The 13,038-nt window shown below is 49.7% G+C and carries 13 protein-coding genes; 11 read left to right on the plus strand and 2 right to left on the minus strand.

What is annotated here, in order from left to right:
- The first annotated feature begins 386 nt into the window (after nt 1-386).
- The 7 genes from Q0482_RS04255 (at nt 387) to Q0482_RS04285 (ending at nt 7,433) form a co-directional block, all read left to right on the plus strand.
- Nucleotides 387-1,598 (plus strand): MFS transporter, encoded by a 1,212-nt coding sequence (locus tag Q0482_RS04255; RefSeq protein WP_299143795.1) that lies wholly within the window; start codon nt 387-389, stop codon nt 1,596-1,598.
- A 121-nt stretch (nt 1,599-1,719) separates the two neighbouring features.
- Nucleotides 1,720-2,610 (plus strand): fumarylacetoacetate hydrolase family protein, encoded by an 891-nt coding sequence (locus tag Q0482_RS04260; RefSeq protein ID WP_299143797.1) that lies wholly within the window; start codon nt 1,720-1,722, stop codon nt 2,608-2,610.
- A 161-nt stretch (nt 2,611-2,771) separates the two neighbouring features.
- A complete protein-coding gene (locus tag Q0482_RS04265; protein WP_299143799.1) occupies nt 2,772-4,454 on the plus strand; it encodes a glutamine--tRNA ligase/YqeY domain fusion protein in 1,683 nt (560 codons plus the stop codon).
- 3 nt (nt 4,455-4,457) lie between these two features.
- Nucleotides 4,458-5,147: a hypothetical protein gene (locus Q0482_RS04270; protein ID WP_299143803.1), complete on the plus strand. Its 690-nt coding sequence runs from the start codon at nt 4,458-4,460 to the stop codon at nt 5,145-5,147.
- 92 nt (nt 5,148-5,239) lie between these two features.
- A complete protein-coding gene (locus Q0482_RS04275) occupies nt 5,240-5,668 on the plus strand; it encodes a flavodoxin (RefSeq protein WP_299143805.1) in 429 nt (142 codons plus the stop codon).
- A 111-nt stretch (nt 5,669-5,779) separates the two neighbouring features.
- Nucleotides 5,780-6,217 (plus strand): flavodoxin domain-containing protein, encoded by a 438-nt coding sequence (locus Q0482_RS04280; protein ID WP_299143807.1) that lies wholly within the window; start codon nt 5,780-5,782, stop codon nt 6,215-6,217.
- Nucleotides 6,218-6,260: 43 nt separating this feature from the next.
- Nucleotides 6,261-7,433, plus strand: a complete 1,173-nt coding sequence (locus Q0482_RS04285) for an aminotransferase class I/II-fold pyridoxal phosphate-dependent enzyme (protein WP_299143929.1) — start codon at nt 6,261-6,263, stop codon at nt 7,431-7,433.
- Nucleotides 7,434-7,515: 82 nt separating this feature from the next.
- Here the strand turns inward: Q0482_RS04285 and Q0482_RS04290 are convergent, their stop codons facing one another.
- Entirely contained in the window at nt 7,516-8,682 is a 1,167-nt protein-coding gene (locus tag Q0482_RS04290; protein WP_299143809.1) for a nucleotidyltransferase family protein, read from the minus strand.
- Nucleotides 8,683-9,015: 333 nt separating this feature from the next.
- Here Q0482_RS04290 and Q0482_RS04295 point away from each other — a divergent pair, with 333 nt between their 5' ends.
- Nucleotides 9,016-9,441 carry a peptidylprolyl isomerase gene (locus Q0482_RS04295; protein ID WP_299143811.1) on the plus strand — a complete coding sequence of 142 codons (426 nt, stop codon included), beginning with the start codon at nt 9,016-9,018 and terminating at the stop codon, nt 9,439-9,441.
- Nucleotides 9,442-9,483: 42 nt separating this feature from the next.
- On the opposite strand, the gene rbr is transcribed toward Q0482_RS04295, so the two are convergent.
- On the minus strand, nt 9,484-10,056 hold the full coding sequence (gene rbr / locus Q0482_RS04300; RefSeq protein ID WP_299143813.1) for a rubrerythrin: 573 nt from the start codon (nt 10,054-10,056) through the stop codon (nt 9,484-9,486).
- Nucleotides 10,057-10,437: 381 nt separating this feature from the next.
- Between rbr and Q0482_RS04305 the strand changes: the two genes are divergently transcribed.
- From Q0482_RS04305 to ylqF, 3 genes are all read left to right on the plus strand, one after another.
- Complete coding sequence (locus tag Q0482_RS04305; protein ID WP_299143815.1) at nt 10,438-11,064, plus strand: DUF47 family protein; 627 nt, start codon at nt 10,438-10,440, stop codon at nt 11,062-11,064.
- Nucleotides 11,057-12,049, plus strand: a complete 993-nt coding sequence (locus Q0482_RS04310; protein WP_299143818.1) for an inorganic phosphate transporter — start codon at nt 11,057-11,059, stop codon at nt 12,047-12,049. The genes Q0482_RS04305 and Q0482_RS04310 overlap by 8 nt, the downstream gene beginning before the upstream one ends.
- A 132-nt stretch (nt 12,050-12,181) precedes the next feature.
- Nucleotides 12,182-13,036 carry a ribosome biogenesis GTPase YlqF gene (gene ylqF / locus Q0482_RS04315; protein ID WP_299143821.1) on the plus strand — a complete coding sequence of 285 codons (855 nt, stop codon included), beginning with the start codon at nt 12,182-12,184 and terminating at the stop codon, nt 13,034-13,036.
- Nucleotides 13,037-13,038: the final 2 nt, after the last annotated feature.

The following is a 13,038-nucleotide window of genomic DNA, read 5'->3' on the forward strand; positions in this document are numbered from 1 at the left end:
CGGGGGAAGTCCCGCGCAGCGGGCAAGGGGGAGGCGAGCGTAGCGAGCCTGACACTGCAATGCTTAGCGTGACTTAAGCAGCGGGAGGGTAATCCCGTAACGCTGACTTTATACTCATTGCCGCCAAAGGCGGCAATCCACAACCCTCAGCAGGGGAGCTGCTGTCAAACCTAAGAACCCTTGGGCCCGGAGGGCCCATCAATCTTAAGAACCTTTCCCCCTGAACCCCAACGGGCCCTTCGGGCCCGTCCCCCTTTGGTGGCCGCGCCCCCTTTTTATTTGCGGCTGTGCCGCCACCACAACCCTCGGCGGCGGAGCCGCCGTCAAACTTAAGAACCTTCCGGCCAAAGGCCGGTCAATCTTCAGAACCCTCACGCCCACAGGGCGTGTCAACAAAAGGAGGCCTGTTTCTGAGTTACAATAAAAATATCATCACCCTGGTAGCCAGCATGTTCCTTGTGGCGTCCGGCTACACCATGGTTATTCCCTTTCTTCCTCTTTACCTGGGAGAGCTGGGAGTACCGGACAATGAAATATCCTTCTGGACGGGCATCGTCTTTTCCAGTTGTTTCCTGGTGGCCGGCGTTATGGGGCCGGTGTGGGGGAAGCTGGCTGATTCCGGAGGGAAGAAGAAAATGGCCGTCAGGGCAGCGGTGCTTCTTGGTTTCTCCTATCTTTTCTGCGGCCTCTGCCAGAATCAGTACCATTTGATGGCCGCCCGGGCTTTCCAGGGCTTTGCCAACGGTTTTGTGGCTGCCTCCATGGCCATTATTTCCGACAGTACGGAGTCGGACAAGCTGGGAGCTACCCTTGGCATGGCCCAGACATCCCTGGTGGTGGGAGGCATTTTGGGGCCCCTTATGGGCGGTGCCCTGTCCCATGTTTTCGGCATGCGGGATACCTTCTTCCTTTCCGCCCTCTTTCTCTGGATTGTAGCGGCAGCGGTGATCTGCTTTGTAAGAGATAAAAAGCATTTGGCGAAGAAGGATGAGAAGAAAACATCCATTGGAGCCGATCTTTCCTATGTGGCCCATAAGCCTTCCCTTCGGGAGCTGCTGATGCTCTGTTTTTTTCTGCAGACTACCATCCTTATGATCCAGCCGGTGACCTCCCTCTATGTGGGTGAGCTTATGCATCATGAAGGAAATATAGAGCTTACCGCCGGATTTATTATGTCCAGCGGCGGCTTGGCAGGGGCTCTTACCACCACCCTTTGGGGAAAATTCGGACAGGAGAGGGGCTATTACCGCGCCATGACCGTCACCCTTCTGGCAGCGGGGGTCATTACTATCCTTCAGTCCATTCCCGACTCCATCTGGGGCTTCGGCCTTTGCCAGTTCCTGGTGGGCTGCTTTGTCATAGGCGTGAACCCTTCCCTCAATGCGGCACTGGTGGAACATACGCCCTCCGATTTCCGGGGACGCATTTTCGGCCTGTCCACTGCGGCCCAGCAGTTTGGAAATATGCTGGGGCCCCTTCTTTCCGCCGCCGTTTCCATGGCCTTCGGCATCTGGGAAGTTTACCTCACTGCCGGTATTATCCAGCTCCTCTTGGGACTGAAGGTGTGGGTGAGCCATGGGAGAGGGAATAGACGGTAGAAATTAGAAGATAGACGATAGAAGACACGGCTGACCGCTGTCGGCTATCCGCCGGCCCCTCGCGGGGCTTTTCTATTCATGATATAATGGGCATAATCAACCATAGAAAGAAGGTATATCCATGCAGAGACTTGTTTCTTATAATTACAATGGCCAGCGGCAGTGGGGCGTGCTGGCGGCTGACGGAAGCTCCATTTATTCTGCGGAGGACCTGGAGGAAACCTATTTCATTCCTCTGGGAGAAACCATGGAGGAATTCATCGAATCCGGCGAAGAAGGCCTTTTGAATCTGGCAAGGGCGCTGGAAATGAATGAAAAGGACAAATCCATCGAGCCCCTTTCCCTGAAGGATGTGCGGCTGGAAGTTCCCTTCTATCCAAGACGCAACATTCTTTGCGTAGGCAAGAATTACCAGGCCCATGTGAAGGAATTTGATCAGAACGTGAATGCAAAGAACCCCACCACCCCTATTTTCTTCACCAAAGCCACCACCTCCGTCATCGGTCCTGACGAGGAAATCGACAGTCATCCGGCGGTGACAAAGGAAGTGGACTATGAAGGGGAACTGGGTGTCATCATCGGCAAACGGTGCACCAATGTGGCGGAAGAGGATGCCATGAAGTATGTGTACGGCTATACCATTATCAACGATGTGACTGCCCGGGACCTGCAGAAGAAGCATGTGCAGTGGTTCAAGGGAAAGAGCCTTGATACCTTCTGCCCCATGGGTCCTACGGTGATGGTGGGAGACTGGCCGGTGCCTTTTACCATTTACACCAGGGTGAACGGCCACCTTCGCCAGGAAGGTTCTACCAATGACCTGATTTTCTCCATTCCAAAGCTTATCGAAGTGCTTTCCGACGGCATGACCCTTCTGCCCGGCGACGTCATTGCCACCGGTACGCCGGTGGGAGTAGGCATGGGCATGAATCCTCCCCAGTTCCTGAAGAAAGGGGATGTGGTGGAAATCACCATTGATCCTATCGGTACACTGAGGAATAGGGTGAAATAAATTTCTTGATAAAAAAGAGCTGTGAAAAAATGTTCAATCATTTCTTCACAGCTCTTTTTCCTACTGCCACATCCCATTTCCCTCATGGAAATAGAAATGAAGCGTCAGATATTGTATAATAAAACAAATATCCATGATAAAAAGAAATGGAGGAAACTAAAATGGAAGAAAAAAGAGAAGCCGCCAATTTTATTGAAGCGGAAATCAATAAAGACATAGCAAATCATATCTATGCCAATGGAAGGGTGCTCACCCGTTTCCCGCCGGAACCAAACGGCTACCTGCATATCGGACACGTGAAGAGTATCTGCCTGAACTTCGGACTCGGTGAAAAGTATCACGGTGCCACCAATATCCGTTTCGATGATACGAATCCCTCCAAGGAAAACCAGGAATTCGTGGACTCCATCCTGGAAGACGTAAAATGGCTGGGATTCAAGTGGAAGGAACCGGTTCATTTTGCTTCCGACTATTTCCCGGAACTTTATGAATTTGCCTGCAAACTCATCCGCATGGGCCTTGCCTATGTAGATGACCAGAGCAGCGAGGAAATCCATAATACCCGTGGCGACCTGGAGCATCCGGGCAAAGAAAGCCCCTGGAGAAACCGGTCGGTAGAAGAAAACCTGAAGCTTTTCCAGGAAATGAAGGAAGGCAAGTACAAGGATGGGGAAAAATGCCTCCGTGCCAAGATTGATATGGCTTCCCCGAACCTTGTTATGAGGGATCCGGTCATTTATCGTATCCTCCGTGCCACCCACCACAGGACAGGAGACAAATGGTGCATTTATCCTCTCTACGATTTTGCCCATCCTCTTTCCGATGCACTGGAAGGCATTACCCATTCCATCTGCACTCTGGAATTTGAAGAAAGGAGACCTCTTTACAACTGGTGCCTCCAGGCCTTTGACGGCAAGGAAAAACCGCGGCAGATTGAATTTGCCCGCCTGAATGTGACTACCATGATTACCAGTAAGAGAAAGCTTCGTAAAATGGTGGAAGCAGGCCTTGTGTCCGGCTGGGATGATCCCCGCATGCCCACTATCTGCGGCATTAGAAGAAGAGGCTACACGCCAGAATCCCTCCGCCATTTCTGCGACCTCATCGGTGTAGCCAAGGCGGACAGCGTGGTGGATATTTCCCTTCTGGAATACTGCATCCGTGAAGACCTGAAGGCCAAGGCACCCCGCATTATGACAGTCATTGATCCGGTGAAGGTGGTTCTGACCAACTATCCGGAAGATAAGATCGAATACATGACACTGGAAAACAATCCGGAAGATGAATCCATGGGCAGCCGTAAAGTACCGTTTGGAAGGAATCTGTACATTGAAAGGGAAGATTTCATGGAACATCCGGCCCATAAATTCTTCCGCATGACCCCGGGGAAAGAAGTCCGCCTTAAGGGCGCCTACATTGTAAAGTGCGAAGATGTGGTGAAGGATGAAGAAGGAAATATCAAGGAAATCCACTGCACCGTAGACTTTGACAGCAGAAGCGGCACTCCCGGCGCTGACCGCAAGGTGAAGGGCACCCTCCACTGGGTATGTGCTGATACAGCGGTGGATGTGGAAACAAGACTCTATGATTACCTCATTTCGCCGGACGATACGGACGACGGCAGAGATTTCATGGAAAAGGTAAATACCCATTCCCTTACCGTCATGAAGAGCAAGGCGGAACCGGCCATTAAGGAATACCCTGTAGGCAGCCGCTTCCAGTTCCTCCGGAAAGGCTATTTCATCATTGACCAGGATACCACGGAAGACCATCTGGTATGCAACCGTATCGTAGGTCTTCGGGACACCTGGGCTAAACTGCAGAAGAAGCAGGCAAAGGCATAAGGCATGAAGAAATCATTTTTCTCAGGCGCACTGGCAGCAGCGCTCCTTCTTGCCGGCGCCCTGCAGGTTTCCGCCGCAGATAAGATGACTCTTTCCGGTATCGGCACCATGGAAGTGCCCAAAGGCATTACCTATTCGAAGGGTGCCCAGGACGCCCTGCCCTTTATGAAGGACGGGGGAACGAAACGGTTCTTCATCCGGCGGGGCATGACCAAAAGCGATTACTACACCATGACCTGGAAAAACGGCCCCGATTTCTCCTATGGCTGGGCCATGTCCCAGGAAACAGGCATTCCATTTCTGCAGGACATAGGGGAATTCAAACATAAGGACGACAAACCGGAAGATCAGATGGACCTCATCGCCGGCTGGCTGAATAAAGAACTCATTTCCCAGGGGGCATCCTTTGAAGGGCCGGCGCCGCTGAAGAAAATCAAAGACAGCCGCCATCCCCGGTGGGAAGGCTTTGTCACCGTGAAAACCAGGGAGCAGGGCATTACCTATAATGAAGCTTACATCATCCTTCTCCAGTGTGACGGCTATTTCACCACCCTCGGCATTTTCAATACGGACGCCGACAGAGGAGATATTACGGATGCAGTGAAGAAAATGGTGCAGAAGCGGAAATTTCCCCAGAAAGCAAACCTGCTTGACCTTTCTAAAAAGGGAACATCTTTGACAGAATGGGAATAATTGCTTTTAGAAATTGACAAGGAGCCTTTGAATCAGTAAGATAGAAGAGTAAGGCAATTATATCAATTGAATATTGATAGGAGGAATTTTAAATGGCAAAAGTTGCAATTGTATATTGGTCCGGTTCCGGTAACACTGAAGCTATGGCTCAGGCTGTAGAAGAAGGTGCAAAGGCTGCAGGTGCAGAAACCACTCTTTCCTTTGTAAGCGACACCTCTGCTGCTGACGTAGCTCAGTTTGACCACATCATCCTCGGCTGCCCCGCTATGGGCAATGAAGAACTGGAAGAATATGAATTCGAACCATTCTTCGAAGAACTTCTGCCCCAGCTGAACGGCAAAGTTGTTGCTATCTTCGGCTCCTACGCATGGAACCAGGGCGACTGGATTGAAAACTGGAAAAAGCGTTTCGATGAAGCAGGCATCAAACTGGCTGCTGATCCCGTCAAAGCTTACAGCTATCCGGACGATGACGCTCTGGAAGCCTGCAAGAAACTGGGCGAAACCGTAGCTAAGGCATAATTGAAAAGCAGAAAAGAGCGTTCTTTTTTAAGGACGCTTCTTTTTTTAATGAAATATGAACAGAAAAGGGGCTTTTGAAAGAGGCTCCATCCCTGTGAAAAGGAGGACAATATGGCAGAAAAAGTAGCTGTCATTTATTATTCTGCCACAGGAAATACGGAAGCCATGGCGGAAGCTGTGGCAGTCGGTGCCAAAAACACCGGTGCAGAAGTGCTTCTGGCTCCCGTTTCCGATGTGGACCCTGTGGAAATCGGAAATACCTATGATCATATCCTTCTGGGCTGCAGTGCCTGGGGCGTAGAAGTGATTGAAGAGGCGCAGATGAAGCCTTTCTGCAATAAACTGAAGCCTTTCCTTAAAGGAAAAATTATGGGAATTTTCGGCTCCTGCGGCTGGAGCCGCGGCGCCTGGCTGAATTCCTGGTATAATGAACTCCATTTTGCCGGTGCATCCTTCCCGGCCCAGCCCCTTCTGGCCTACGGGTATCCCGATGAAGAATCCCTCAAAAAATGCGAAGCTCTGGGGAAGAAAGTGGCAGAAACAAAGTAATGTTTCTTCTTTCCCTTTTTAAAAATATAAGGAGACTGTTATGATAAACTGGGATGATAAAGTTGCATCCAACATAAAAGAAGTACCCTTTTCCGGTATCCGTAAATTCTTCGACCTGGCCAGCACCATGAAAGACGTGATTTCCCTGGGGGTCGGGGAACCGGACTATTCGGCTCCGGACAAGGTCATTGACGCCTGCATTGACAGTTTGAAGCGGAAAGAAACGTCCTATACCTCCAACTGGGGGCTTTTGGAACTGCGGCAGGAAATCGCAAAGCTTTTCAAGAACCGCTACCATGTGGACTATGATCCGGTGGATGAAGTCATGGTTACCGTAGGCGTATCCGAAGCCATCGGTCTTGTAATGACCACCCTCCTGAATCCGGGAGACGAAGTCCTTATCCCGGACCCCGCTTACCTGGCTTATCCTGCCTGCGTATCCATTGCCCGTGGTACTCCGGTGCTGGTTCCAACCTACGGAAAAGATGAATTCAAGCTTACTGTGGAAGAACTGGAAAAGAAAGTCACTCCAAAGACCAAAGCCATTCTCATCGGCTATCCCAATAATCCCACCGGCACGGTGATGGACAGGAAGTCCCTGAAAGAAATTGCCGCCTTTGCAGAAAAGCATGACCTGGTGGTAATTTCCGATGAAATCTACTGCGATTTGACCTATGAAGGCACCCATACCTGCTTTGCCTCCCTCCCGGGCATGAAGGAAAGAACCCTCACCATGAACGGTTTCTCCAAATCCTACGCCATGACAGGCCTCCGCATCGGCTACATCTGCGGACCCAGGGAAGTGATGGAAGAAATCTACAAAGTGCACCAGTATGAAATCCTCTGCGCCAGCGTGACCAGCCAGTACGGCGCCATTGCTGCCCTCAAATACTGCGACGATGATGTAAAAGCCATGTACGATGAATATGCAGCCCGCAGGGACATGGTGTATGAAGGCTTAAAGAAAATCGGTCTTTCTGTTTTCAAGCCTAAAGGTGCCTTCTACATTTTCCCGGACATCAGCATCACCGGCATGGATGATGAAGAATTCGCCGACAGGCTTCTGAAAGAAGAAAAAGTAGGCGTAGTCCCCGGCACCTGCTTCGGCCCCCAGGGAAAGAACCACATCCGTATCTCCTACGCCGCCAGCCGTGAAAACCTGGCGGAAGCGCTGAAACGGATCGGTCATTTTGTGGATAAATACAGAAAAGCATAAGAAAAGAGGCGCTCTTCAAAATCGAAGAGCGTCTCTTTTCTTATGCTTAGCAGAATCATATTATGCCGCTGGCCGGGATTCCTTAATCCACAATCACCGGCGAATGATAAAATTCCTGCCTTCCGTCTCGGAACCGGGGGGATGCCTGGCACCAGGCCTGCACGTCACCGGCGCGGATGTCCATGGCAAGGGAAAGGCGGGTGGATTCACCGGCCTCCTTCATGGCCCTGGCCATACTGGTAATGACAGGAAGGGAAATATTCCGCAAAGCGCTGCTTTTTTCCCGCCTGAGGGCAAGGAGGCGGGCATAGGATGGCGGAGGAGGGGCGGTAAAGGGGGAGGAGCCTCTTCCGGAGAGAAGGAGCTGGGCTCCCAGCCGTTTCAGGCGGCTGTAAAGATAGCGTTTGCTCTTAATAGCAGAAAGCATGGTTTTATAATCGGTATTTCCCATTTCTTTAAACCATTTGTGCTCCAGTCCCTCTGTGAAAAGGCCGGTTTCTGAAAGCTCTTTTTCAGAAAGAAGACGGGCATGGAGGAGGCAGGCGTCCTCAAAGCGGGAAAAGTCGGTGAAGTGACCGGACTTCATGAGGGACTCCGCTTCAACGGCGCTTCGGGAGGGGAGGAGGCTGCCGTCTCCCCGAAGTAAAAGATCTTTCCTTGTCTCGGAGGCGGAAATATTATGGTCCATGTCCCGGTGCACCACATAGATTTCCATGGGAAAATGATTTCTGAGGATTGCTTCTGCATACCGGAATCCCAGGAGATTGTTTGGTTTGGACAGTTCATCTGCCAGGAAGGGAGAATGGCTTTTCATGGCTTCGTAGGAAGCCCTTGCATAGGAAAGTCCTTCTTTTAAGGACTTGTGGAATGCCTTTTGATGGGTATCAGTGAGGGAAAAGGAGGCAGCCTCCCAGAGATCATCTTCATCGAGACTTTCCGTACCGAAGGAAATGACTTTCGCACCCATGGAGACAAGAAGCTTTACTCCAAAGGATGCAAAATGATCGGCACTCTGCAGTGCATAGAGCACCGGCAGGGCAAAAACCGCATCTACACCCCTTTCCGCCGCCCATCTGGCCCTGGTCCAGCTGTCAAAGAGGGCAGGCTCTCCCCGCTGTACGAAAGGGCCGCTCATGACTGCCATAATAAAGGCATTGTCAAAACGGGCCCGTACCTCCTGTACCATGGCTTCGTGTCCCCGGTGAAAGGGGTTCCATTCCGCAATGATTCCGATTGATTTCTGTTTCATCCTGTTGCTCCCTTCTATTCATAACTTTATTTTATCATAGCAGGGGAGGAAATGGAGAATCCGGTTCCTCGCGGTCCTTTTCCATTCATGATATAATTAAGGAAGCACTGATTAATTCGCAGAATCGAATTTCATATGTATTTTTATCCAATACTGCGTCATCAGTCTCCTTAAATAGCTCGCTATTCGCGTCGACCGATTCCTTGCATTGAATAAAAATACAAGAATGAAATCCGATAACAATTTAATCAGCGCTTCCTTAATGGCAGTATTTACCCGTTGATGGGATTGTTTAGGGAAGTATGACAGTACTTTTCCGGAATGGAGTTATGTATGAGCAACGAAAATAAGAAATGCCGCGTTCACTATGAAGGCACCTTTAATGACGGCACGAAATTTGATTCTTCCTATGACCGGGGAGAACCGCTGGAATTCATCTGCGGCGCCGGCCAGATGATTAAAGGCTTCGACGAAGCAGTGAAGAATATGGCAGTGGGAGAAATCAAAAATATCCACCTTATGCCGGAAGAAGCTTATGGCATGCCGGATGAACGGAATATTCTCACAATCAACATGGACCAGATGCCCGGTTCTTCCGAGCTGCCTGTAGGGGCCAGAGTGGTATTGACAGATCCCATGGGCCAGCGTTTCCCGGTCAAGGTAACGGCCAAGACAGAAACTACCATTACCTTTGATGCCAACCATGAAATGGCAGGAAAAGAACTGAACTTCAAAATCGAACTGGTTTCTGTAGAATAATAAAAAGGACAGCCCGCGGGCTGTCCTTTTTGATTTGTGAAATTAATAGTTTTCAGCTTTGATGGCAAAGAAGCTTCTCGGATGGCCGCATACCGGGCATTCCTGCGGAGCTTCTACGGATTCTACGGTGTAGCCGCAGTTAGCGCACATCCACAGTTTCTTTTCACCCTTCTTGAATACCTGGCCGTTTTCTACATTGGCGAGGAGCAGTTTATACCGTGCTTCATGAGACTTTTCGATTTCGCCCACTTTGGAGAAAAGGAAAGCAATCTGGGGGAAACCTTCTTTTTTAGCGGTTTCAGCAAATTCCGGATACATGGAGGTCCATTCACCATGTTCGCCTTCAGCAGCCATCTTCAGGTGTTCAGCGGTGGTCTTCTTCAGGTCCCCAACCAGCCAGAACCAGATTTTTGCATGAGCTCTTTCGTTATTTGCAGTTTCGCGGAAAAGGTCTGCAATCTGGCGGGAGCATTCCGGATCCTTTTCTGCTTCGTTGGCGAAAAGGTTATATTTTACATGAGCCTGGGATTCTCCGGCATAGGCAGCACGCAGGTTCTTTTCGGTCTGTGTGCCTTTCAGTCTTTTCATTTCTTCTAATACTTTTGCTTCATCCATAATAAATCCTCCTTTTTTAATCGCAGGATATTGAATCATTTTTTGCATTTGCCTGCATACAGCTTCAGTATAGGCATATTAAAGAGAAAAGTCAAATGTCAGAATTTATGCTGATTCAACTTAACAATTACAACATAGTGAAATAAATATTTTGAGCATATATAAAACATGAAGAGAAGCAGAAAGAAGGGAAGTGGGCCGGTGATTTTGCTGTTCCTCATGGAAATCTAATCCGTCTGCCCTATTTCAAAATCATAAAAAATATTTCATAATAAGAAAAAGAAACATGTGATTATATCTTTTTTTACAAACTTTACATTCTCTTTACATTCATGCGGTACCATAAACTTAACAGTTTGTGCGTTTTTTATGGAGGACACCATGTTTAGTCTTGTCAACAAGCACGAAGAGTTTTTTGATTTTCTTGTTACCAATGCAGAGTATTTCCACAAAGGGACACAAATGGCACGGGAGGTGCTGCAGGATCCGGCTAAGCTGGAGAGGTACGTAAAGGACGTAAAGAATCTGGAGCATTCTGCCGATAAGGTGACTCATGAGATTTCAGCAAAAATGCGCCACGTGTTTATCACACCTATTGACAGGGAAGATTTCTTTCTTCTTACCACCACCTTGGATGACTGTGTGGATGATATCCAGGATGTGGTGATGTCCCTGAAGCTGTATCATGCAGGTATCGGCTCTAAACTGCCGCTCAGGATGGCAGACATCCTTGTGGAAATGTCTTCGGAACTGATTGTGCTTTTTCGTCTGCTGAAGGATATTGACAAGAATGAGACGGAAATCAGCGAACGGACAAGAAAAATCAATGCCCTTGAAAGTGAAGGAGATGAAATTTACAGAAACGCCATTTCTGACCTTTTTGACGGTACCCATGAGGTGATGGAAATCATCCGCTGGAAGGAAATCATGGAGGCCATGGAAGATACGGCTAACCGGACAGAAAGGGTAGGCAACCTGATTAAAGAGGTGGTCATGAAATATGCCTGATATCTACATCATAGCCGTCGTCGTTATTCTGGCGCTTTGTTTTGATTTCATCAACGGGTTTCATGATACTGCCAATGCCATTGCTACCTGCGTGGCCACCCGTGCATTAAGCCCTAAAGTGGCTATTATCATGTCAGCTGTTCTGAACTTTGTAGGCGCCATGATTTCCACAGGCGTGGCCAAGACCATCGGCGGGGAAATCGTGACTTCTCCCCATATGGTGGATTCAGTGGTGCTTTCTTCGGCCCTGGCCTCTGCCATTATCTGGAACCTTTTCACCTGGCGTATCGGCATGCCTTCCAGTTCCTCCCATGCTCTCATCGGTGGGGTTATCGGCGCTGTCATCATTTCATACGGTACCGGCGCTATTCATCTGGCAGGAGTGCTTACTATCGTCATCGGCCTTGTGCTTTCTCCGGTCTGTGCCCTCATTACAGGCTATATTATGATGACCATCCTGTACATTGCTTTCAGGAATGTGGGGAAATCCAGGGTGAATTACGTGGCTACCCATATCCAGATGGCATCTGCCGCCCTCATGGCCTTTTCCCATGGCTCCAACGATGCGCAGAAATCCATGGGCATTATTACCCTGGCCCTTCTTTCCGGCGGCTATATCGGTCAGCTGGAAGTACCCTGGGAAGTGAAGGTGGCCTGTGCGATGGCTATGTCCCTGGGAACCTCTGTAGGGGGCTGGCGGATTATCCGTACCGTAGGAAATAAGATTTTCCGCATGCAGCCTGTGAATGGTCTGGCAGCGGATCTGAACAGCGCCATTACCATTTTCTCTGCCACCATGCTCCATCTTCCCGTATCCACCACCCACGTGGTGACAGGATCCATTATGGGTGTGGGCTGGGCTACCCGTTTCCGTGCCGTTCACTGGAGCGTGGCCTACCAGATGGTGTCCGCATGGATTATGACTATCCCCTGCACCGCAGCAGTGGGAGCGCTGGTCTATCTCATCATCAAGCATGTTCTGTAAAAGAAAGTAAAGCATCGCAGTTTCTGCGGTGCTTTTTACGTCTCATTTTTTCCCAATATATCCAATTTCTTTAATTTATGTTAAAATGGTACTCGTATAGGTAACCCGGGATGGGTATACCGGGAGGTGCATATGTTAATTCAATGGTTCCCTGGCCACATGACCAAAACGAAGAGAATGATTGAGGATCATCTGAAGGCGGTGGATGTGGTAGCAGAACTGCTGGATGCCAGGATTCCTGCATCCAGTGCCAATCCTATGGTGGAAGAACTGGTAAAGGGAAAGCCCCGTATCGTCATTCTGAATAAAGCGGATCTGGCAGATCCTAAGAAAACAGATCAGTGGGTTTCTTTTTATAAAAAGAGGAAGATCCCTGTAGTTCCCATGAGCGTGGGAAATGGCAAAAATAAGAAGAAGCTGCTGTCTCTCATTCGGGAAACAGCAAAACCGATTCTTGATAAATGGTATAAAAAGGGACTGAAGAACCGGTCCGTAAGACTTATGATTCTTGGCATTCCCAACGTAGGGAAGTCGTCCCTTATCAATTTTCTGGCAGGGACAGCGGCGGCCAGAACAGCCAATACACCAGGTCATACCAGAGGCAAGCAGTGGGTCCGCCTTTCGGAAGGGCTGGACCTTTTGGATACGCCGGGGGTTTTGTGGCCTAAGTTTGATGACCAGACGGCAGCCCTTCGTCTGGCAGCTACCGGAGCCATTGCAGGTGATGTATTCAATCCCGATGAGGTGGTGCCGGTTCTTCTGTCTTCTCTGGCGGAGACGGAACCCCAGGTTTTGATGGATGTGTACCGCATTGAAGATGTGCACCAGGATCCCCAGCTGCTGCTGGAAGCGGCAGGACGGAGAAGGGGATGCCTTCTTCCCGGCGGTGCCATCGACTATGACCGGGCGGAAACGGCGGTGCTCCATGATTTCAGAAGCGGCAAGCTGGGAAGAATCACCCTGGATCCGGTGCCGGCGGAGGACTGACC

Source organism: uncultured Dialister sp., assembly GCF_937959425.1.
GTDB lineage: Bacteria > Bacillota > Negativicutes > Veillonellales > Dialisteraceae > Dialister.

Excerpts from the sequence above, each read along its gene's own strand:
- Q0482_RS04270 (WP_299143803.1), top strand. The coding sequence starts at position 4,458 with ATGAAGAAATCATTTTTCTCAGGCGCACTGGCAGCAGCGCTCCTTCTT.
- Q0482_RS04275 (WP_299143805.1), top strand. The coding sequence starts at position 5,240 with ATGGCAAAAGTTGCAATTGTATATTGGTCCGGTTCCGGTAACACTGAA.
- Q0482_RS04290 (WP_299143809.1), bottom strand. The coding sequence starts at position 8,682 with ATGAAACAGAAATCAATCGGAATCATTGCGGAATGGAACCCCTTTCAC.
- Q0482_RS04310 (WP_299143818.1), top strand. The coding sequence starts at position 11,057 with ATGCCTGATATCTACATCATAGCCGTCGTCGTTATTCTGGCGCTTTGT.
- Q0482_RS04295 (WP_299143811.1), top strand. The coding sequence starts at position 9,016 with ATGAGCAACGAAAATAAGAAATGCCGCGTTCACTATGAAGGCACCTTT.
- rbr (WP_299143813.1), bottom strand. The coding sequence starts at position 10,056 with ATGGATGAAGCAAAAGTATTAGAAGAAATGAAAAGACTGAAAGGCACA.
- Q0482_RS04280 (WP_299143807.1), top strand. The coding sequence starts at position 5,780 with ATGGCAGAAAAAGTAGCTGTCATTTATTATTCTGCCACAGGAAATACG.
- Q0482_RS04260 (WP_299143797.1), top strand. The coding sequence starts at position 1,720 with ATGCAGAGACTTGTTTCTTATAATTACAATGGCCAGCGGCAGTGGGGC.
- Q0482_RS04265 (WP_299143799.1), top strand. The coding sequence starts at position 2,772 with ATGGAAGAAAAAAGAGAAGCCGCCAATTTTATTGAAGCGGAAATCAAT.
- ylqF (WP_299143821.1), top strand. The coding sequence starts at position 12,182 with ATGTTAATTCAATGGTTCCCTGGCCACATGACCAAAACGAAGAGAATG.
- Q0482_RS04305 (WP_299143815.1), top strand. The coding sequence starts at position 10,438 with ATGTTTAGTCTTGTCAACAAGCACGAAGAGTTTTTTGATTTTCTTGTT.